The following is a 19,446-nucleotide window of genomic DNA, read 5'->3' as shown; positions in this document are numbered from 1 at the left end:
TTACTTCACCATCCTCTGTGGTACCTCCTGTGCGACGTCTCGCTGTTCGATGAACGCACTGAGTGCCGCACCGCCGGCCAAACCGAGGGCGAGGAGGACCCACGCCCACCACGTCCGCTCGAGCCCTTCGACGTACAGGCTATAGACGCCGAGCGATAGCACGGCGACGAGCAATACGATGACCCCTTTCGTCTCGCGTTTCCGAATGTATGGAATCGACAAGGCGAACACGGTCAATGTGGCGAGTACCCAAAAGGCGATCAAAATTAAATATCCGATCATCCGACTGCCCCCTCACTTGGTACCGGATCCGTGTCATGAACCGGTGGCTGTTCTTCAAACTGATTCAATCCGTCATCTTCTACATCGTCATCGAACGGGTCATCTTCCAGTGTTTCATCCGGGAAAGTTGGGATGACCGGTTCGACAGGCTCTGGAGGTGGGAGCGGGACGGAACTTTTCGTCACGATCTCCGGGATCGGCTCATAAAAATCAAACCCGAGCAGTTCGAGCGACTCACCCGTATCCGTGATGAGGACACGGTACAGCTTGCCTGACTCGCCGGTCTGTCCGGACTGGGTCACAGACGAACTACCGGCTGTAAGCGATGGCGAGAAGCGAACGATGTTTTGGTAAGGGACGCTCGTCACGTCTTCGACGCGCGACTCGTACGCTCCAACGAATACTTTACCGAGCAATTGGACCGTCATCGCGTTCCCTTCTTCTAAGACGATGAGTGCGTACGGTGTCTGTTCCGTGTTCTGGACAGCGAAGTTCGAGCGCTCGTCGACTTTGACATCATAGCCGAGCTCGATGCCGGTCGGGAGCGTCTCATGTTGCACGCGTTCAAGGATTTGGAACGGTGTCGCCGCAAACAACTGATACATTGATGACCCGAGCGTGCTGAGCGCGTCAAAATCTTCCCCGAACGCTTTCAAGCTGAAGATGTCCCCGGCTTCCATCTCGAAGCCGTTCATCCGTTCGAGTGCCGAGCGCATCGCTGGTGTCGGACTGACGGTGATCGAGGCGACGACTTCGCTCTCCGTCGCCGTCATCTCGAGGACCACATCTGAGTTCAAGTTCGATGCCGCTTCGACGAGCGGTGGTGTCACCATCGATAGCGTCACCGGTTGATTCTCTAAGTAAGGCGTCAACCGCTCTTCGTCGACCGTCGTGACGAGCGGATATGTACCCGGTTCAGAAGCCGTCTTGAGCGTCGCATCGACGTTGAATGAGACGACGTCCTTGCCGACTTCGAGTGCCGTCCCATCGACGAGCGTCACCGTGAACGGCGTGTTGTTGAAGTCTTTGATGGCGTTATCGAGCCGGACGACCGCCTCTTCCTTCGTCATCCCCGACACATCGATGCCGGCCACGGTCGTCTCTTTATATGTAGCACTCGTCTTCGCCGAGGCGTCGAGATAGTTCACGAGCCCGATTGTCGGCAATGACACGAGCAGGACAAGTCCCGCCAGGATGAACAAATGCATCCCATATCGCTTCATTCCATTTCCCCCTCTATTTCAAGTCAAATGAGACTTTTGAATTACTATCCGTTCCCACTGTAACTTTAGTATAATATGCATTGTACAGAAAATAACAATTATTTCAGGTGAAAAGTCTCTTTTTTCCTATCTTTAAATGAATATTGAAAAGGAGGTCAATGCGTTGGACCGTTCCGAACAAGGTTTCACGCTCGTCGAAGTACTCGTCTCGATCGTCGTCGTCTCGATCCTGGCATTATCGCTCATGAATATCTTCTCCCAAAGCTTGCGAATCACCTCCTCGGATCTTGACCGGACCGTGGCGAACCAAGTCGCCCAAAACACGCTCAATACGTTGAAGCGCCGTGCAGCCGAGACCCGGGACCCGATTGATATCGCGGCGCTCCAAAAGACACCGGCCAACGTCTGCGATTTGTGTGACGTCACCATCAACGGACGCGCCTTCGATGTGACCATCCTCTCTCCGGGCAATGAGCCGGCCGCTGACCTCGTCAACGTCGAGATTACCGTCGCCTCGGAGACGTTGCTCCAACCGATTACGTTGAAAGGAGTGGTGACGAATGCGACGCTTCAAGATAAATTCCCTGAGACGGATGTTCCGGAGCTTCCGTGACCGTGAGGACGGCGTCACGCTCGTCGAGTTGTTGCTCGCGCTCGTCATCTCTGCCATCTTCGCTGGCATCGTGATCACCGTCTTCTTGTCCGGCTCGCTCGGTTTCCGTCTGACGAACGATACGAGCTCGCTTCGAAGCGAGGCCGACTATTTGATCACGAGTGTCCTCCAAGACATCAACCGGACCGAGTTCGACGCCTTGACCGTCAACGGGGATACATATTCGTTCCACCGTCTCCATACTCCGCGCATCTCGACGGAAGGGATCCTGTATCGTCAAGGCGATTATATGGAGGACGCCGTTCTCGAGCTCGACCCGTCGAGCTTTGTGACGAACAATCCTGACGTCATCGTTCAGTCCGTCGACATCGACCTCCGCGACGAAGTGACCGATCCAAGGCGCGGACGTGAGGCATATATCACTTCTGGATTGATTGAAATTCAAGTGACACTCGCCTCTCGTGAAGATACGACGCTCGTTAAAACATTCACGAGCACCATCCCGTTATGAAAAGAGGGAGTCAAATGAAACAAGATGAACGAGGCTACGTCCTCATCCTCGTCCTCGTGACGATGGCGGCACTCGCCGTCCTCTCGCTGGCAGCGATTCAAGTCAACTTGGCCACGAACAAGCAGACGAATCTCCGTGTCGATGAGACGCAACTCGATACCGACGTCAAAGGCGTGCTCGATGTGCTCGTCGCCGACCTCCGAGCGACGTTCCCGCTCCACGATGCGAATGTCGTCCAACCGTATATGGAGAACGAGCAATTGTTCCAGGCGAAAGTCGAGACTGTACTTAAACAGGATACGTTGTATGCAGGGACGCGCCAATCGGGCGATAACGATATCCGCTACTCAATCACCCGTTCGACAGCGGACCAGGCGAACGCCCCGTTCACGACGGTGCTCACGTTGACCGCGACCGGGACGACGAAAGCGAAGCCGGAACAGCCGATGCAAACGAGCTCGTATAGCCAAGAAGTGTATGTGACGGCGCTGCCGTCATTCCTCTATTACGTGCTCGGGTCGGACGACACGTTGACGGTCAATGGTCCACCGAAGATTGAAGGGAACTTGTTTGCGGGGACAAAGCTCGCACTCGAACGCGACGCGAAGTACCAACTGAAAAACCAAGTCAACACGCTGAACAATAGCGCTTCGAGCCGGTTTTATCTCGATGGCCGCATCGATCTTGGAGACGGGGCGACGTGCGACGGCTGTGAAACGCCGAACTACTTTACGAATTCGACCACGCCTGGTGTGAACTATGAACCTGAGATTGGTCCGGTTGAGAGTACCTTTTCTCGCTTTAACTTGAATTACTCGGTCATCCAGTTCGCGAACCGACACCGTGCCACTGCCGGTAAATTGCCTTATACCAATTCACCGAAGCAAACGCTGTTTCAATCAACGTTAATCCCGACATCGACGATTTCACCCTTTCTCAAGCAAACTTACGTCGTCGATGGAGAGACAACGCCACGTGAACGGCCGACCGAGTTTATCGATTCCAGCCAGCTCAATTCGGTCCAAACGTTACAACTCGTCAATCTTCCAGTAGGTGTGACAGGTCCGATGGTCATCACCAAGTCGATTACGAACAGCACCGTCCCGCTTCTCTTAAACGGAGATGTCACCATCGACGCATTAGACACCATCACCATTAGCCGCCCACTAATCATTAATGGGGATTTGACGATTCGTGGGAAAGTCGCGTTCAATACGACCGTTTATACATTAGGAGACGCGTTCATTGATCGCGCGGATTTATTGCCGGTCGCTTCTGGTGCGAATGACAGTTCACTCGTCCTGCTCGCCGAAGGAAAAATTTTATTGAATCGAATCAATGAATTCCAGGACAGTTCTTCGACGCTCCAAGCATTTATGTACAGCGCTTCGACTGAACCGACTCGACTCTATTCTGTCGGCTCCATTGTCAACATGAAAGGCGGTCTGTATAGTAAAGGGCCGCTCGAAGTAAACACATTCCGCGGTTCGTTTAAATCATTACCGCAACAGGCGAATAAACAAGCTTATTTCGCTCCTGGGAATGTGATTGCCTCTCCAGACGTCGACGATTCACGTCTCGTCATGGAATATAATGAGGGTGTATTCCGCCAAATCGACACGCTCCCGGTCACAAACCAGCTCCAACTGTTCGTCGGTCAACAATTGAAGAAATGAAAAAGAGGCTGCTCTCACGAGTAGCCTCTTTTCTATGATTGAGATTAATAGAAATCGCCAGACGGATCTTCGGTTCCTGGGTTCGGATCCGTACCTGCTTTGACGCGGACGTAGAACGTTTGGCTGATCATTTTCGGACCTTCTCCTGCTTTAAATGATGCACTGACGTCCTCTGTGACCAGACCGATTTTCGCGATACCCGGCTTCAAGAGTGTCAATACGCCATCTTTTGCGGTCATGACATCCGTTCCTTCGAGGACAGTCAAACCGTAACCCGTCACGTTTGCCGTCTCCGGCCAGAATTTGACCGGATAGCTGTATGGGCTGTCTGTCATGTAAAGAATAACGTTCGGTGTCGAGACTTTTTGTGGATACTCTTTCACGTTAATCAAGACAGGCATCGTCTGTCCGATATAATCCTTTAATTTCGCAATGACCGAAACGTTGCTCGTACTCCCATGCTCCGCTTGTACGGTAGCAGACGTGTTTTGACTTGAGAGAATTTTCAAGGCGGACGAATCAGCGTTCCATGTTACAGCAAGCGGATTGGCAAGAGCTTGTTTATCTTCCACCAATTGTTCCAATGTCAATAAAGTCTGTTGCTTAACCAATGTTCCTGCTTCATTTTTGTACACCCAAAGTTCTTGATCATTTGTAGTTAATGATAAATCCGGTAGTTTTACGACAACCTTCATATCATTTGATTTAACTTTTTGACCGTTCGCGTATTCATAAACGGCTTTCACAGTCGCCTCACCGGCATCCAACGCTTTTAACGTAACGCTTTGATTCGTTGAATTCGTTTGATTTACGAAACTGGACTTATCAATTTCCCATGTGAGTTTCGCATTTGGTGGAATCGCCGCTTTCACAGTCGATAAGTTAGCTTCTACCGTTTTTGAATTCCCCAAATAAATCGTCGTTTCACTTGGAACGTTGATTTTCAGTTCTTCTACCGTCACCGTCGTTTTTGTGAAGCCACTCCCAGCATCGGTGAACGAACGATTATGTTTTTGTGCACCGCTCCCATTCCCAGAATGGTCAGCTTCCAACGAATAGGCATATCGTCCGTTTTCAAACGTATAACTACCGGGTTTTTCTGCAATCAATTTGACGGTGATGAGGTCAGAGAATGCTGCATTCTTATAATCATTACAAGATTCAAGTCCCGTATTCTTTTTACCGCACATGATGTTAATTGTTCCCGTTAAAAGACGCGTACCTTCATCGAACTTCAAATTGTGAACATCAGAAGTTGGAATCACTACAGTCAATCCTTGTGGGATTTTCTCCTCGACCTTGACTGCCCACTCTACATACTTATAGGAATTGATATTCGGTCCTTTTTCAAAATCAAGAATGTTATTCAATGACAAGTCATACGTCAAATCAAAACTGTCACCGATGAGCACAGCTTCCGGCGTGACAGTCCGAATCGCCTCATCCTCAATCTTTGTTTGGAAAACAATGCCCTGATTGTTACCGTTACTACCTCCATTACCTTTCCCGTTGCCTCTACCGTTATTCGCAAACGTTGACGTATATGCGAACAACAATAAGACCATCCCTATTACTATGAGGAACCCGTACTTGGATCTTAGCTGCCTCTTCATCGTTGTGCCTCCAGTCGGTTTGTCATCACACTTCTTCAGTTAATTCATACCCCTTTTTCTTCCTGTTCACAAGCGGTTTTTTTCAAACTTTGGAAATAGGTTCTGACTTCACTGATAAAGTAGAGCGACCCGGTCACGACGAGCGTCTCCGATTTCGGTACTTTCACCCACGCGGCCAACCACTTCTGCCAGTCCACGTAACGGGCACCGTCCGCAATCAGACTGTCCTTCGTTCGTGTACGCGGAAAATCGAACGTCGTCTCATAGACGCCCGCCACTGTCTGGAGCGACGCGACCATCGCCTCCCGGTCCTTATCGGCAAGAATGGCGGCAAGGACGGTCACGTCACGCTCAAGTTTCAGCTGTTCGACGAGTGCGGCGACGCCTTCCGCGTTATGCGCCCCGTCGAGCACGATACGAGGCTGTCTCGAAATCAGCTCGTAACGCCCCGGATGTTGCGCCGATTCGAGTCCTGCTTGAATCGCCTCTGTTCTCCAGCCGAGATGGCGCGCGACGGCGACAGCACACGCTCCGTTATACGCTTGATGGTGTCCGGTCAATCCGAGTGTCACCGGAGGCATCCCATCATACGTGACGACCGTGTCGGCCCCATCCTCTACGAATGAGACGAGCGGCGTGACGTCGTGAATCGGCGCATCCATCGTCTCCCCTTGTTGTTCGAGCAACTCAATCAACCGCTTCTCCGTCAAGCTATGGAACATCGGCACACCCGACTTCATGATACCGAACTTCTCGAGGGCAATCTCTTCGAGCGTGTCGCCGAGAATCCCTTGATGATCATGTCCAATCGACGTCACGATGGTCGCGAGCGGCTTCTGCAACACGTTCGTCGAGTCGAGACGTCCTCCGAGCCCGACTTCCCAAATGACGAGGTCAGGCTGTTGCTCATGGAAATAGAGCCACGCCATGACCGTCAGCAGCTCGAACTCCGTCAACGTCTCCGGTGACGAGCTCGCACAGTCACGGACCCGGTTGGCGATTTGGACGAGGTCCTCTTCTCGAATCGGTTCCCCGTTCAACATGATTCGCTCCTCGAACTGGATGATGTATGGCGAGATGAACGTCCCGACGTTCAAGCCCTGTTTCATCGCCATGGCCCGCAAGAAGGCGACCGTCGACCCTTTCCCGTTCGTCCCCGCCACGTGAATCGACGGTAACTCCTTGATTTGTAGCGCGTTCAGCATCCACTCGATTCGTTTCAAGCCCGGCTTAATCCCGAACCGTAGCTGGCCATGTAGCCAATCAAATACATCTTGTCTCGTCTCCATCTTCCATCACTCCCGTTTTCACACTTCCCTCTCATCTTACCAAAATTCGCGAAGCGCTACGCACGGAATCGGCTGTGCTATACTCGAGGCGAAGAAGGGGGAATCACCATGACAACCAATTGGAACTTCGAGGCGACCTACCTCGATCTCCGTGACATCTTTTACGACCGGGGACCGGTCCATCCGGTCGACAAGCCCGAGCTCGTGCTTTGGAACGAACCACTCGCCGAGACACTCGGCCTCGACGCCGAGGTACGCCAAGACATCTCGCTCTTCGCTGGGAATCGCCAGACGGACACGTCGTTCTCGCAAGCGTATGCCGGCCACCAGTTCGGCCATTTCACAATGCTCGGTGACGGACGAGCACTCGTGCTCGGGGAACATGTCGCCCCGAACGGAAAGCGTTTCGATGTTCAATTGAAAGGCTCAGGTCCGACCGAGTATTCGCGTGGCGGTGATGGACGGGCCGCCGTTGGACCGATGGTGCGCGAATTCCTCATCAGTGAGGCGATGCACGCCCTCGGCATCCCGACGAACCGGACGCTCGCCGTCGTCACGACCGGTGAGCCGATCATGCGTCGAGGACCGAAGCATGGTGCCATCTTGACGCGCGTCGCGGCGAGCCACTTACGCGTCGGTACGTTCCAATACGCCGCTGCGGCCGGCTCGATTGATGACGTCATCGCTCTCGCCGACTATGCAATTCAGCGCCACGACCCTGATCTTGAAGGACAGCCGAATCGCTATGAACAGTTCCTCGGCCGCGTCATCACCCGCCAAGCGAAGCTCATCGCGGATTGGCAACTCGTCGGATTCATCCACGGCGTCATGAACACGGATAACACGTTCATCAGCGGTGAAGGTCTTGATTACGGACCATGTGCATTCATGGATACGTATCACCCGAACACCGTCTTCAGCTCCATCGACCGTGAGGGACGCTACGCCTATGCGAATCAGCCGTATATCGGGTCGTGGAACCTGGCCCGCCTCGCCGAGACGCTGTTGCCGCTCCTCGCTGACACACAAGAGGCCGCCGTCGATATCGCCAACAAATTGTTGAACGACTACACGGAAACGTATAAAGAGGCATACTTTACTGGCCTCGCCCATAAAATCGGGCTCTACGTCCGAAAAGATGGCGACGATGAACTGACGGACGAGTTGCTCCGGCTCATGATGGAGTCTGAGGCTGACTTCACGAACACGTTCCGCGCGCTCACACTCGGCGACACAAATTCGCTTGCCTTTGCTAAGCAAGATGATGGCAAGGCGTGGCTGTCCGCTTGGCAAAAACGCCTCGGAGAGCAAGGTCTCCCGGATGAGGACGTCATCCGGCTCATGCGTCAGCATAACCCGGCCGTCATTCCTCGCAACCATCATGTCGAGGCCGCCCTCACAGCAGCCGAGCGCGGCGACTTCGGTCCGACGCAAGTACTGCTCGACGTATTGCGGAAGCCTTACGATTATGAAGCCGACTATGGACGCTATGTCTCACCAGGACCACCACGGACGTATCCGTATCAGACGTTTTGTGGCACGTGAACCATTCTGCTTCGGCAGGATGGTTTTTTTGGAACCTTTTTCATTTTCGATCGTAAAGTGGATAACATCACTTTTAGGAGGTTCAACATGCTTCTACTCACTTCACTCATTGCGTTAGGGTTTGCCTGCTTGATGTCAATCGAGCTATTGCAAGGACCATTCATAGATGACTGGGCCTGGCTAATGCCTGCCTTTTTCTTTGCTGTTTCCTTTTCCACCTTGATGAGACATTTGAATAACCTTGAATGGAATGAATCGAAATGAAGATGACTATCTTGCTCATGGCAATCATCGTCTTATCCACGTCCTATCTCGTCTACAGTTTTTATCTGTCATTTACGGGTCAGCCGATTCAGCCGCAAGTAACTGGACTCGCAATCGGCGTCCTGCTCACGTCCTCGTATTTCGTGACAACCGGTCGTCTTCCGTTTTGGACAGAACCGGAGGAAGAAGACGTATGAAGGTTCTTTATTCCGTCTTGGTAGGATTCGGAAGCATCCTTTATGTCGTCTATACCATGCATCTATTCCGCATTGGTTATCCTCAACCGCTCCTCTTGCATGTTTTGTTTGCCGCCACTGTATTTGGCATAATCTACATCGAACGCAAACGAAACCCCGAACATCGATGACGATGCTCGGGGTTGTTCTTTTCTATAGACTCATAGTCCGAAATGAATCATGTCCTTCTTGTCTACTTGGGCTTGTGTGATTTTGGAAATAAGTCGATTCAGTTGTTCCGACTCATGCGTGTACATCATCGCTTTGACGACTTGATAGAACAGCGCCAGTGACTCATATGGAATGAGCGTGATCCCGCATTCGTCTAATCCGAATCCAGGACGGTCATAGGAGTGGAAATACGTGCGCATCTCGTTCAGCTCCTCGATAAACTCATCCACCCACTCCCCATCCACCGAGACACAATCGAAGTGTTCAGGTGTATACGTATCATATGATGATTGACGATTTGTTGAATCCAATACACCGAATTCGTGCGTGTATGGCATGGCCATCCCTCCCTGTAAAAATATGTACACTTTAAATACCTTCATCGACTTAACCAAGTTTCGACCTACGTTCCTAACACGCATTCTCAATGAGAGTCTATGTAACGAATGGCAATGTATAATTATTTTCTTAGTCCGTTAAATCCCAAAATGAACCAAGTCTTTGCCTTCGCGTTCGGCTTGAATGATGAGACTCGCCAAATCGCTCAACTCTTCTGAACGATGGAATACACGTGACTGCGTGACGATGTCATAAAACATCGATAACGATTCGTTTGGGATGAGGGTAATTCCGTAATAATCCAGCCCGAGATCAGGACGATGATACGAATGAAAATAGGTCCGCATAATCGAGCACGCTTCCATAAGCTCTTGGATAAAATCATCATCAACCTCAGTGTAGCCATTATAATCTGGATTACGTGTAGGTGCTTTCAATGTTCGTTCCCATAAATCAAATTCGTGCACTGGCAAATTAGAACTCATCCTTTCGCCTGCTTCAATTTATTCTTTAATTGGAAAATCCACCGACCACGCCTCCGGTAGCGAGTCCGAAAGGTCGAGCAACACCTCTTCCGACACATTGCCCGTCACGACGATGAGCTTGCCCTGGTCTACGTAAAACAAGCCGTTCCCTTCCGGTTGATTCAAGCGATACCGCTCATTTGAATCGTCTCGCCGGTCAATCAATTCTCCGTCGGCCACACTGGACGCATCGGTCACTAAAATCGTGATGCATTGCGTCTCATCATACAACGTCCACATCTCCACCGGCCGCTCGAGCTGACTCATCTCGAAGTTGGCGACAAACAGCTCTTCTTCAGGCAAGTCCAACCCGTGTCGGACTTTTTCGGCCGCCTCGGGAATCGTAAAGTTTTGAATCCCGTGCAACCCCCACTCCTCGTCCCGTGAATAGTTGAACACGCCGAACGAATCGTCGCGGTTTGGTAACTTAATGGCGATGAGCCCGAGATCATCGATGACCGTCTCATAGAACACACCGTCTCTCGCTGGTCGCTCGGACGTACCATCTGTATATTGAAGTGTGTATTGGGCCGTGACCGCATCAACTAGTCGAACGGTCCCTTTTGGCACGTCCTCAATCATCGAGCCGAACACTTCTTTGTCCGTCGTTACGGGAATATCCTTGGAAGACGTCTCTTCTGCACTTTCATTAATTGTCACTCCTGATTCCGACGGTTCAATCGGTTCAGCTCGTTCCGCCACACACCCACTCAATCCCATCACAGCCAAACCTAACATCATTCCGATTCGTCTCATGTCACGCCACCTTTGTTTCGTCTCCTCTCCTAAATTCCACCAAACGACAAAAAAACCTTCTTTGGAGAACAGGTCTCCAAAGAAGGTTGATTCATTATTTACGCAACTCTTCCAAACGCGCACGGACTGCGTCACGTTTGTCGAGGTAGTCTTTCTCTTTCGCCTTCTCTTCGTCGATGACGTGAGCCGGTGCCTTGCCAGTGAAGCCTGGGTTGCCGAGTTTCTTCTGAACGCGCTCGACTTCCTTCTCGTACTTCGCCACTTCTTTTTCAAGACGGGCGATTTCTTCCTCAAAGTTGATGAGGTCAGCGAGTGGGATGAACAGTTCCGCACCCGTCATGATGGCTGACATCGACTTATCAGGAGCCGTCAAGCCACGTCCGATTTCGAGCTCGGTCGCGTTCGTGAACTTGCCGATTGTCGTTTCGTTCGCGCTCAAGTAATCTTGTGTCGCCTCATCCGACGTCGAGATGAAGAGCTGAATCGGTTTCGACATTGGGGCGTTCACTTCCGAACGGATGTTACGGACCGAACGGATGACGTTCATGACCGCTTCGAACGCTGGTACCGAGTCCGCGAAGTGGAGCTCGTCGCGGCGTGTCGGGTAGCTCGCACGGACAATCGAGTCGCCTTCGTGCGGCAAGTGCTGCCAGATTTCCTCTGTGAGGAACGGCATGAACGGATGCATGAGACGCATGATTGAGTCGAGCGTGTACGCGAGCACTGAACGCGTCGTCGCTTTCGCAGCCTCGTCCTCACCGTAGAGCGTGAGTTTCGCCATCTCGATGTACCAGTTACAGAACTCTTCCCAGATGAAGTTGTACAAGTAACGGCCGGCTTCGCCGAACTCATACTTGTCGACGAGACGTGTCACTTGGTCGATTGTGTCGTTCAAGCGAGTGAGAATCCACTTGTCAGCGAGCGTCTTCTCACCTGACAAATCGATCTCCTCATACTTCATGCCGTCCATGTTCATAAGGGCGAAACGGCTCGCGTTCCAAATCTTGTTCGCGAAGTTCCATGTCGATTCGATTTTCTCCCAATAGAAACGAAGGTCGTTCCCTGGTGTCGATCCCGTAAGGAGGAACCAGCGGAGCGAGTCCGCGCCGTATTGGTCGATGACTTCCATCGGGTCGACGCCGTTACCGAGCGACTTCGACATCTTGCGGCCTTCCGAGTCGCGGATGAGACCGTGGATGAGCACGTCGTTGAACGGCTGCTTCCCAGTGAACTCAAGCGATTGGAAAATCATGCGAGATACCCAGAAGAAGATGATGTCGTAACCCGTGACGAGCGCGCTCGTCGGGAAGTAACGTTTGAAGTCTGCCGAGTCCGTATCCGGCCAGCCCATCGTCGAGAACGGCCAAAGCGCTGACGAGAACCATGTGTCGAGCACGTCTTCATCTTGATGCCAGTTCTCACTATCCGCCGGTGCTTCTTTACCTACATAAATCTCACCTGTCTCATTGTGGTACCAAGCCGGGATGCGGTGACCCCACCAGAGTTGGCGGCTGATACACCAATCACGGATGTTCTCCATCCAACGGAGGTATGTGCCTTCGAACCGCTCTGGGACGAAGTTGACTTTCGTATCGTCATGTCCTTGCGCTTCGAGCGCTGCTTTCGCGAGCGGCTCCATGTCGACGAACCACTGTTTCGAAAGATAAGGCTCGATGACTGCGCCTGAACGTTCCGAGTGACCGACCGAGTGCGTGTGTGGCTCAATCTTGACGAGCGTGCCGTCTGCTTCTAGGTCTTTGACGAGTTGCTTGCGGCATTCGAAACGGTCGAGCCCTTCGTACTTGCCAGCATTCTCGTTCATCTTGCCGCCTTCGTCCATGACGAGGATGCGCGGGAGCTCGTGGCGGTTCCCGATCTCGAAGTCGTTCGGGTCGTGCGCCGGTGTGATCTTGACGCAACCTGTACCGAACTCCATGTCGACGTAGTCGTCAGCGACGATCGGAATCTCGCGGTTCATGACCGGAAGCATGATCGTCTTGCCGACGAGGTGCGCGTAACGCTCATCTTTCGGGTTAACGGCAACGGCCGTATCGCCGAGCATCGTCTCCGGACGTGTCGTCGCGATCTCGATGTGGCCCGAGCCGTCCGCAAGCGGATACTTCATGTGGTAGAATGCGCCTTCGACTTCTTGATAAATAACTTCAATATCGGAGACGGCCGTCTTTTGTGCCGGGTCCCAGTTGACGATATACTCGCCACGGTAAATCAAGCCTTTCTCATAGAGACGAACGAACACTTCCTGGACCGCTTTCGAGAGTCCTTCGTCGAGCGTGAAGCGCTCACGTGAGTAATCGAGACCGAGGCCAAGTTTTGACCACTGGGCACGGATCGTGTCGGCGTACTCGTCTTTCCATTCCCACGTCTTCTCGAGGAACTTTTCGCGTCCGAGGTCATAACGCATGATGCCGTCCTCACGGAGCTTCTGTTCGACTTTCGCTTGCGTCGCGATCCCGGCGTGGTCCATCCCTGGGAGCCAGAGGACGTCATAGCCTTGCATGCGCTTGAGGCGCGTCAGCAAATCTTGGAGCGTCGTGTCCCACGCGTGTCCGAGGTGAAGTTTCCCTGTTACGTTCGGTGGCGGGATGACAATCGTGTAAGGCTGTTTTGAATCGTCCTCGTCTGCTTTGAATACGTCGTTCTCTAACCAGTAGTCATACCATTTCGCTTCCGTCGCACTTGGATCGTACTTCGTCGGCATGGTGATTTCGTTTGTCTCGTTGGTCATATGCCCAACCTCCTCTAATAATGTGGACAAAAAAACGGCTACTCTCGTCCTTAACGCTAAGGACGAAAGAAGCCGTATCTTCCGCGGTACCACCTTAGTTCGCCACTTGTGGCGCCCTCAAAATCGAATAACGGTCGATGGACCGGACCTTCCTACTTCGTTCAAAAGGTCAGCTCCGAGGCGACTTCCGCACCATCCTTCGCGGCCTCGCACCAAGCGGCCGCGTCTCTGAAAAAGGATGTTGTTGGCGTACTATTCCTCATCGTAGCTTTTAATCGTATCTGTTAAACAATTGTAGCGACAGAAGATGGTTCCGTCAAGATTACAATGAAAACTCTTGTTGCAGCTCTTTGAACGTCGCGTCGACCGCTGCGAGCGTCAAGTCGATATCTTCGTCCGTATGCACGGTCGAGAGGAACAATCCTTCGAACTGTGACGGTGGCAAGAACACGCCGCGCGCCGCCATCTTCTGATAGTAAGCACGGAACAAGTCGAGGTTCGCCGTCTTCGCCTTCTCGAAGTTCGTCACTTTCTCGTTCGTGAAGAAGAATCCGAACATCGAGCCGGCCCGGTTCGTGTCGTGCGGGATGTTATACTTCTCGGCTGCTTTCGTATAGCCTTCGGCAAGACGGTCCGCTTTGCGTTCGAACTCAGCATAGTGCTCAGGCTTGAGTTGCGACAACGTCGTATAGCCGGCGATCATCGCGAGTGGGTTACCCGAGAGCGTCCCTGCCTGGTAAATCGGTCCTTGCGGCGCGATTTGTTCCATAATCTCGCGTTTCCCGCCATAGGCACCGACCGGTAGGCCGCCGCCGATGACTTTCCCGAGGCACGTCAAGTCCGGCGTCACGCCGAAGTAGCCTTGGGCACAGTTATAGCCGACCCGGAATCCGGTCATGACCTCGTCAAAGATGAGAAGCGAACCGTATTGTTCCGTGATTTCGCGGAGTCCTTCGAGGAATCCAGGTTGCGGTGGTACGAAGCCCATGTTGCCGGCCGCCGGTTCGACGATGACACCAGCGATATCGTCGCCGAACTTCTCGAAGGCGATGCGGAGGGCATCCAAATCGTTATATGGCACCGTGAGCGTCTGGCTCGCCAAGTCTTTTGGTACGCCCGGCGAGTCCGGGAGACCGAGTGTCGCGACACCTGATCCGGCTTTGATGAGGAGCGAGTCGCCGTGACCGTGATAGCAGCCTTCGAACTTCAAGATTTTCGTCTTGCCCGTGTAACCGCGTGCGAGGCGGAGTGCCGCCATCGTCGCTTCCGTACCCGAGTTGACCATGCGCACCATCTCGATTGATGGGACGCGCTCGATGACGAGCTCGGCCATTTTTGTTTCGAGCTCGGTCGGTGTCCCGAACGTCCAGCCTTTCTCGGCTTGCTCTTGAATCGCCTTCGTGACGACAGGGTCGCGGTGGCCGAGGATGAGTGGTCCCCATGAGAGGACGTAATCGATATATTCGTTGCCATCGATATCGTAGACGCGTGAGCCTTCACCGCGTTCAGCGAAGATTGGCGTCATGCCGACTGATTTATAGGCACGGACCGGGCTGTTCACCCCGCCCGGCATGAGCGGACGTGCTTGTTCGAACGCCGCTTCTGAGCGTGTTTGTTTGTAGGTCATGCGTAGTCTCCTTCCAAATAGCGACAGACGTCTTTTGCGAAATATGTGACGATGAGGTCCGCACCGGCCCGTTTGAAGCCGACCATCGTCTCCATGACGATGCGTTGCTCATCGACCCAGTCGTTCAAAGCAGCCGCTTTGACCATGGCGTACTCTCCGCTCACGTTATACGCCACGATCGGCATATCGAGCGAATCGCGCATGTCACGGATGATGTCCATGAACGCGAGCGCTGGTTTGACGATCATGAAGTCGGCGCCTTGCTCGACGTCCGATTGTGATTCGCGGAACGCTTCACGGCGGTTGGCCGGGTCCATCTGATAGCCTTTGCGGTCGCCTTCACCAGGTGCCGATTGCGCTGCGTCACGGAACGGTCCGTAGTACGCCGATGCGTACTTGACGCCGTAACTCATGATCGGGATATGGTTGAAACCGTTTTGGTCGAGTCCTTCACGGATCGCGGCGACGAAGCCGTCCATCATCGAGCTCGGCGCGATGATGTCAGCGCCTGCTTGTGCTTGCGTGATGGCCGTCTGGACGTGAAGTGGTAGCGACGCGTCGTTATCGACGTCACCGTTCTTCACGATGCCACAGTGGCCTGTCGACGTATATTCACAGAGGCACGTGTCGGCGATGACCGTGAGCTGTGGTGCCCACGCTTTCACTTTACGGATCGCTTCTTGGACGATGCCGTGGTCATGATACGCTTCCGTACCTTCCGGGTCTTTATGTTCAGGTACGCCGAACAAGAGCACCGATTGAATACCGAGGTCGACGATCTCGTTGATCTCGTCCTCGAGACGGTCGAGCGAGAAGTTGAAGACGCCCGGCATCGAGCTGACTTCGCGTTTAATGTCTGTCCCTTCGATGATGAAGAGCGGGTAAATCAAATCTTCTTTCCGAACATGATTTTCACGTACGAGTGCACGCATTGACTTCGATGAACGAAGACGACGATGACGGTCAAACTGGTTCATGAAAAATCCTCCCCTATACACTGTATTAATGCATCCATAGTATAACACTCAGGCACTCGGACCGGTAACGTCGACACTTCCCGGACGGCGCGCTCGGTCACTTCACCGATGGCGTACCACGTCCCGTGGAAATGGTCGAGATATGGCGTGAGCGCCCGGACGGCGGACGGGCTGAGCACGAGGAGCGCCTCGATTCCTTCGAGCGCCTCGACTTCCGTCTCTGTCAGTTCACGGCCAATCGTCTCATAGACGACCCAGTCGTGGACGTTTTCGAGTTGCGTCATATGCGCCGTGTTCGCCAAGTCGCCCCGGGCGAACAAGACGACCTCGTCTGCTTTTACGACAGTTGCAAGGTCATGGAACAACGACTCGCCCGTAAACGTCTCCGGCATGAGCGCGACGGTGAATCCAACGGCCTCGAGTGCTTGTTTCGTTTTCTCGCCGACGGCCGCGACTTTGACGTCACGCGGGACGTCACAAAGCGCCGGTACCGCCGTCTGGCTCGTCACGACGAGCCAATCGAATCGGCTGATTGGCATCTGGTTGTGCGTCAATCTCGTCTCGATGAGCGGGACGTGATGAACGGAAAGACCGCTCGCGGTGAGCCGGGCTCGCTGCGAAGCGGTCAGTCGTTTTGTCCCTGTGTACCAGACGTCACGCATTGACCGAGGCGAGAATTTCGCGCCCGCCGCGTCCGAGCAAATCGTCTGCTACGTCTTTCCCGAGTGCGACCGCGTCTGACGACGTCTTCGTCACACGGAGCACTTCTTTGCCGTCGACCGAGGCGATGAGGCCTGTGAGTGTCACGTCGTCGCCATCGACCGTCGCATAACCGCCGACCGGTACGTGGCAGCTGCCTTCGATTGCCTTGAGGAACGTCCGCTCCGCTGTTGCGGCTTTCGCCGTCACGTCGTCATGGAGCAATTGTAGAATTGCCGTCACTTCAGCGTCGTCCTTCCGGCTTTCGATGGCAAGTACGCCTTGTCCGACGGCTGGGACCATCATATCGGCGTCAAGCGCTTCGAAGTCGACGCGGTCCGTCCAACCCATGCGCTCGAGCCCGGCTTTAGCGAGCAAGATAGCGTTGAAGTTTTCTGTCTCGAGTTTTTTGAGGCGCGTGTCGATGTTCCCGCGAATCCATTGAATGTCGAAGTCCGGGCGAGCGGCGAGCATTTGGGCACCGCGGCGCAGTGAGCTCGTCCCGATGACGGCACCTTCCGGGAGCGTCTCGAGCGTATAGCCGTTCTCGCAGATGAGCACATCACGGGCGTCGACGCGTTTCGGCATGCAACTGATATAGAGCTCTTCCGGCAACTCGGCCGGGACGTCTTTCATGCTGTGGACCGCGAAATCGATGTCCCCGGCGAGCATCTGTTGCTGAATCTCTTTGACGAACAACCCTTTGCCGCCGACTTTCGAGAGTTGCACGTCGACGATTTGGTCCCCTTTCGTCACGATCTCTTTGATTTCGAACTCGTTTTGAGCTCCGGCTTTCTTCAATTGATCGATGACCCATTTCGTCTGTGTCATCGCAAGTTGTGAGCGGCGTGAGCCGACGATAATTTTACGCATGATCGGTTATCCCCTTCATAGAAAAAGGCGACGAGATCCGCCGCCTTTTTTTGTTTTGTATTAGCGCATCAAGGCGCGAAGTGGTGCTTTCGCTGACATCGCTTCGGCTTCTTCCGTTTCCGGTTCGGCGTCAGGGACGTCGACATCTAGACCGAACGTCTCCACGAACTGATTGATGCGTGTGTTCGCATCCGGTTGCGCGGCGGCGTCTTTGATGTAATCAATCGGTTCACGAAGCATCTGGTTGATGATTGACTTCATGTGCTTGCCGATGACTTTTTTATCGCGGTCCGACAGATGATCGAGCTTGCGCTCGAGGCTTTCCATCGTCTCTTCTTGAATGTTGAGCGCACGGGCGCGCAATTCATTCATGATCGGCACGACACCGAGCGTGATGAGCCAAGTTTGGAACTCTTGAATCGCCTCATCGATTTTGATTTCAATCTTTTCGGCTTCAATGAGACGGGCCGCCAAGTTTTTATTGACGATGCCGTTCAAGTCATCCACATCGAACAAGTGGACGCCCGGAAGCGCCCGGACCGCTGGATCGATATCTCGCGGCACGGCAATGTCGATTAACAACAGTGGACGTTCCCGGCGGAGCAATTGAGCTGCGGCGACATCATCATAGGCGATGACCGCTTCTTTCGCACCGGTCGAGCTAATTAAAATATCGGCGTCAAGCAAGCCGCAAGCAATCTCACGGATCGAGTGGGCCCGGCCTTTGAACTTGTCGGCGACCGCTTTCGCTTTGCTCTCGGTCCGGTTAAAGACGGCAATCTGTTTCGCGCCGGCCTCGAACAAGTTGAGCGTCGTCAACTCGCCTGTCTCACCCGCGCCGACGACGACGACTTGTTTGTCATCGAGCGACGAATACATTTCTTGGGCGAGCGTGACTGCTGCCGCGCTGACCGATACCGACATTTCCCCAATTTGCGTGTCAGTATGGGCACGTTTGGCGAGCGTCACGGCTTCTTTGAACAGTTTGTTGAACACCGTTCCCGTCGTCCCGTTCTCTTGGGCGCGGAAGAAGCTCGATTTCACTTGTCCTAAAATCTGTGTTTCCCCAATGATCATCGAATCGAGTCCAGACGTGACGCGGAACAAGTGGCGAATCGCCTCTTCTCCTTCACGAATCGATAAATAAGGGGTGAATTGGTCCATCTCTAAATCAAACCAGTTCGCTAAAAACCGTTTTGTATAATAACGACCCGTATGGAGCTGGTCTGTGACGACATATAGCTCTGTTCGGTTACAAGTCGACAAAATAACCGATTCAAATATGCTTTTCTCTTCGCGAAGTGCAATCATCGCATCCACGATTTCTTGCTCCCCAAACGAGAACTGCTCCCGAATCGCGACAGGGGCTGTCTTGTTATTTAGTCCAACGACGACAATATGCATGTACCTCTTCCCCTCATCCAAAATCCACCGACGGTTGTCTCTTCTTTTTCACATCTCTACCGTACATTATAACAATTT

The 19,446-nt window shown here is 53.2% G+C and carries 19 protein-coding genes and 1 other annotated feature; of the genes, 6 read left to right on the top strand and 13 right to left on the bottom strand.

The window, feature by feature from the left end:
- Together KNP84_RS05810 and KNP84_RS05805 are read right to left on the bottom strand one after the other, a co-directional pair.
- Complete coding sequence (locus tag KNP84_RS05810) at positions 1-282, bottom strand: hypothetical protein (RefSeq protein WP_021066864.1); 282 nt, start codon at positions 280-282, stop codon at positions 1-3.
- Complete coding sequence (locus tag KNP84_RS05805; protein ID WP_215114472.1) at positions 279-1,505, bottom strand: G5 domain-containing protein; 1,227 nt, start codon at positions 1,503-1,505, stop codon at positions 279-281. The genes KNP84_RS05810 and KNP84_RS05805 overlap by 4 nt, the downstream gene beginning before the upstream one ends.
- A gap of 163 nt (positions 1,506-1,668) precedes the next feature.
- On the opposite strand from KNP84_RS05805, the gene KNP84_RS05800 reads away from it, so the two are divergent.
- Genes KNP84_RS05800 through KNP84_RS05790 form a run of 3 tightly spaced genes read left to right on the top strand, consistent with a single transcriptional unit; the run spans position 1,669 to position 4,305 of the window.
- Positions 1,669-2,118, top strand: coding sequence for a prepilin-type N-terminal cleavage/methylation domain-containing protein (locus tag KNP84_RS05800; RefSeq protein ID WP_215114471.1), 450 nt, complete (start codon positions 1,669-1,671; stop codon positions 2,116-2,118).
- Positions 2,066-2,629: a PilW family protein gene (locus tag KNP84_RS05795; RefSeq protein ID WP_251131168.1), complete on the top strand. Its 564-nt coding sequence runs from the start codon at positions 2,066-2,068 to the stop codon at positions 2,627-2,629. Before KNP84_RS05800 ends, KNP84_RS05795 begins: the two co-directional genes overlap by 53 nt.
- 14 nt (positions 2,630-2,643) lie before the next feature.
- Positions 2,644-4,305 carry a hypothetical protein gene (locus tag KNP84_RS05790; protein ID WP_215114470.1) on the top strand — a complete coding sequence of 554 codons (1,662 nt, stop codon included), beginning with the start codon at positions 2,644-2,646 and terminating at the stop codon, positions 4,303-4,305.
- 44 nt (positions 4,306-4,349) lie between these two features.
- Here the strand turns inward: KNP84_RS05790 and KNP84_RS05785 are convergent, their stop codons facing one another.
- Both KNP84_RS05785 and KNP84_RS05780 read right to left on the bottom strand, forming a co-directional pair.
- Positions 4,350-5,870, bottom strand: coding sequence for a hypothetical protein (locus KNP84_RS05785; RefSeq protein WP_215114469.1), 1,521 nt, complete (start codon positions 5,868-5,870; stop codon positions 4,350-4,352).
- A gap of 92 nt (positions 5,871-5,962) precedes the next feature.
- Entirely contained in the window at positions 5,963-7,207 is a 1,245-nt protein-coding gene (locus tag KNP84_RS05780; RefSeq protein WP_215114468.1) for a bifunctional folylpolyglutamate synthase/dihydrofolate synthase, read from the bottom strand.
- Between the two features lie 108 nt (positions 7,208-7,315).
- Between KNP84_RS05780 and KNP84_RS05775 the strand changes: the two genes are divergently transcribed.
- From KNP84_RS05775 to KNP84_RS05765, 3 genes are all read left to right on the top strand, one after another.
- On the top strand, positions 7,316-8,752 hold the full coding sequence (locus KNP84_RS05775; RefSeq protein ID WP_215114467.1) for a protein adenylyltransferase SelO: 1,437 nt from the start codon (positions 7,316-7,318) through the stop codon (positions 8,750-8,752).
- An 87-nt stretch (positions 8,753-8,839) separates the two neighbouring features.
- On the top strand, positions 8,840-9,016 hold the full coding sequence (locus KNP84_RS05770) for a hypothetical protein (protein WP_158001045.1): 177 nt from the start codon (positions 8,840-8,842) through the stop codon (positions 9,014-9,016).
- Positions 9,013-9,213, top strand: coding sequence for a hypothetical protein (locus tag KNP84_RS05765; protein WP_029595847.1), 201 nt, complete (start codon positions 9,013-9,015; stop codon positions 9,211-9,213). Before KNP84_RS05770 ends, KNP84_RS05765 begins: the two co-directional genes overlap by 4 nt.
- A gap of 200 nt (positions 9,214-9,413) precedes the next feature.
- Here the strand turns inward: KNP84_RS05765 and KNP84_RS05760 are convergent, their stop codons facing one another.
- The 9 genes from KNP84_RS05760 to hemA all read right to left on the bottom strand — a co-directional run bounded on the left by KNP84_RS05760 (position 9,414) and on the right by hemA (position 19,368).
- Positions 9,414-9,761: a hypothetical protein gene (locus KNP84_RS05760; RefSeq protein ID WP_029595848.1), complete on the bottom strand. Its 348-nt coding sequence runs from the start codon at positions 9,759-9,761 to the stop codon at positions 9,414-9,416.
- Positions 9,762-9,899: 138 nt separating this feature from the next.
- The gene (locus KNP84_RS05755) at positions 9,900-10,247 is read right to left on the bottom strand and encodes a hypothetical protein (RefSeq protein ID WP_029595849.1); all 348 of its coding nucleotides are present in this window, start codon (positions 10,245-10,247) and stop codon (positions 9,900-9,902) included.
- An 18-nt stretch (positions 10,248-10,265) separates the two neighbouring features.
- Positions 10,266-11,042: a hypothetical protein gene (locus KNP84_RS05750; protein WP_215114466.1), complete on the bottom strand. Its 777-nt coding sequence runs from the start codon at positions 11,040-11,042 to the stop codon at positions 10,266-10,268.
- Between the two features lie 94 nt (positions 11,043-11,136).
- Positions 11,137-13,788: a valine--tRNA ligase gene (locus KNP84_RS05745; RefSeq protein WP_034809745.1), complete on the bottom strand. Its 2,652-nt coding sequence runs from the start codon at positions 13,786-13,788 to the stop codon at positions 11,137-11,139.
- A gap of 55 nt (positions 13,789-13,843) precedes the next feature.
- Positions 13,844-14,063: a binding site (T-box leader), on the bottom strand.
- Positions 14,064-14,110: 47 nt separating this feature from the next.
- A complete protein-coding gene (gene hemL, locus KNP84_RS05740; RefSeq protein WP_058763202.1) occupies positions 14,111-15,415 on the bottom strand; it encodes a glutamate-1-semialdehyde 2,1-aminomutase in 1,305 nt (434 codons plus the stop codon).
- Positions 15,412-16,392: a porphobilinogen synthase gene (hemB, locus tag KNP84_RS05735; RefSeq protein ID WP_021066852.1), complete on the bottom strand. Its 981-nt coding sequence runs from the start codon at positions 16,390-16,392 to the stop codon at positions 15,412-15,414. Before hemB ends, hemL begins: the two co-directional genes overlap by 4 nt.
- Positions 16,389-17,054: a uroporphyrinogen-III synthase gene (locus KNP84_RS05730; protein WP_215114465.1), complete on the bottom strand. Its 666-nt coding sequence runs from the start codon at positions 17,052-17,054 to the stop codon at positions 16,389-16,391. The genes hemB and KNP84_RS05730 overlap by 4 nt, the downstream gene beginning before the upstream one ends.
- On the bottom strand, positions 17,047-17,964 hold the full coding sequence (hemC, locus tag KNP84_RS05725) for a hydroxymethylbilane synthase (protein WP_029595855.1): 918 nt from the start codon (positions 17,962-17,964) through the stop codon (positions 17,047-17,049). Before hemC ends, KNP84_RS05730 begins: the two co-directional genes overlap by 8 nt.
- A 60-nt stretch (positions 17,965-18,024) precedes the next feature.
- Positions 18,025-19,368 carry a glutamyl-tRNA reductase gene (gene hemA, locus KNP84_RS05720; RefSeq protein WP_021066849.1) on the bottom strand — a complete coding sequence of 448 codons (1,344 nt, stop codon included), beginning with the start codon at positions 19,366-19,368 and terminating at the stop codon, positions 18,025-18,027.
- Between the last annotated feature and the right edge of the window lie 78 nt (positions 19,369-19,446).

It is taken from the genome of Exiguobacterium sp. s70 (assembly GCF_018618315.1).
Lineage (GTDB): Bacteria > Bacillota > Bacilli > Exiguobacteriales > Exiguobacteriaceae > Exiguobacterium > Exiguobacterium chiriqhucha.
This window is presented reverse-complemented; position numbering and strand designations above follow the sequence as displayed.

Bases quoted from the DNA above. Each gene is read 5' to 3' on its own strand.
- KNP84_RS05810 (WP_021066864.1), bottom strand. From the start codon at position 282: ATGATCGGATATTTAATTTTGATCGCCTTTTGGGTACTCGCCACATTG.
- KNP84_RS05750 (WP_215114466.1), bottom strand. From the start codon at position 11,042: ATGAGACGAATCGGAATGATGTTAGGTTTGGCTGTGATGGGATTGAGT.
- KNP84_RS05745 (WP_034809745.1), bottom strand. From the start codon at position 13,788: ATGACCAACGAGACAAACGAAATCACCATGCCGACGAAGTACGATCCA.
- KNP84_RS05755 (WP_029595849.1), bottom strand. From the start codon at position 10,247: ATGAGTTCTAATTTGCCAGTGCACGAATTTGATTTATGGGAACGAACA.
- KNP84_RS05730 (WP_215114465.1), bottom strand. From the start codon at position 17,054: ATGCGTGACGTCTGGTACACAGGGACAAAACGACTGACCGCTTCGCAG.
- KNP84_RS05780 (WP_215114468.1), bottom strand. From the start codon at position 7,207: ATGGAGACGAGACAAGATGTATTTGATTGGCTACATGGCCAGCTACGG.
- hemB (WP_021066852.1), bottom strand. From the start codon at position 16,392: ATGAACCAGTTTGACCGTCATCGTCGTCTTCGTTCATCGAAGTCAATG.
- KNP84_RS05770 (WP_158001045.1), top strand. From the start codon at position 8,840: ATGCTTCTACTCACTTCACTCATTGCGTTAGGGTTTGCCTGCTTGATG.
- KNP84_RS05785 (WP_215114469.1), bottom strand. From the start codon at position 5,870: ATGGTCTTATTGTTGTTCGCATATACGTCAACGTTTGCGAATAACGGT.
- KNP84_RS05760 (WP_029595848.1), bottom strand. From the start codon at position 9,761: ATGCCATACACGCACGAATTCGGTGTATTGGATTCAACAAATCGTCAA.
- hemA (WP_021066849.1), bottom strand. From the start codon at position 19,368: ATGCATATTGTCGTCGTTGGACTAAATAACAAGACAGCCCCTGTCGCG.
- hemC (WP_029595855.1), bottom strand. From the start codon at position 17,964: ATGCGTAAAATTATCGTCGGCTCACGCCGCTCACAACTTGCGATGACA.
- KNP84_RS05775 (WP_215114467.1), top strand. From the start codon at position 7,316: ATGACAACCAATTGGAACTTCGAGGCGACCTACCTCGATCTCCGTGAC.
- hemL (WP_058763202.1), bottom strand. From the start codon at position 15,415: ATGACCTACAAACAAACACGCTCAGAAGCGGCGTTCGAACAAGCACGT.
- KNP84_RS05790 (WP_215114470.1), top strand. From the start codon at position 2,644: ATGAAACAAGATGAACGAGGCTACGTCCTCATCCTCGTCCTCGTGACG.
- KNP84_RS05765 (WP_029595847.1), top strand. From the start codon at position 9,013: ATGAAGATGACTATCTTGCTCATGGCAATCATCGTCTTATCCACGTCC.
- KNP84_RS05805 (WP_215114472.1), bottom strand. From the start codon at position 1,505: ATGAAGCGATATGGGATGCATTTGTTCATCCTGGCGGGACTTGTCCTG.
- KNP84_RS05795 (WP_251131168.1), top strand. From the start codon at position 2,066: ATGCGACGCTTCAAGATAAATTCCCTGAGACGGATGTTCCGGAGCTTC.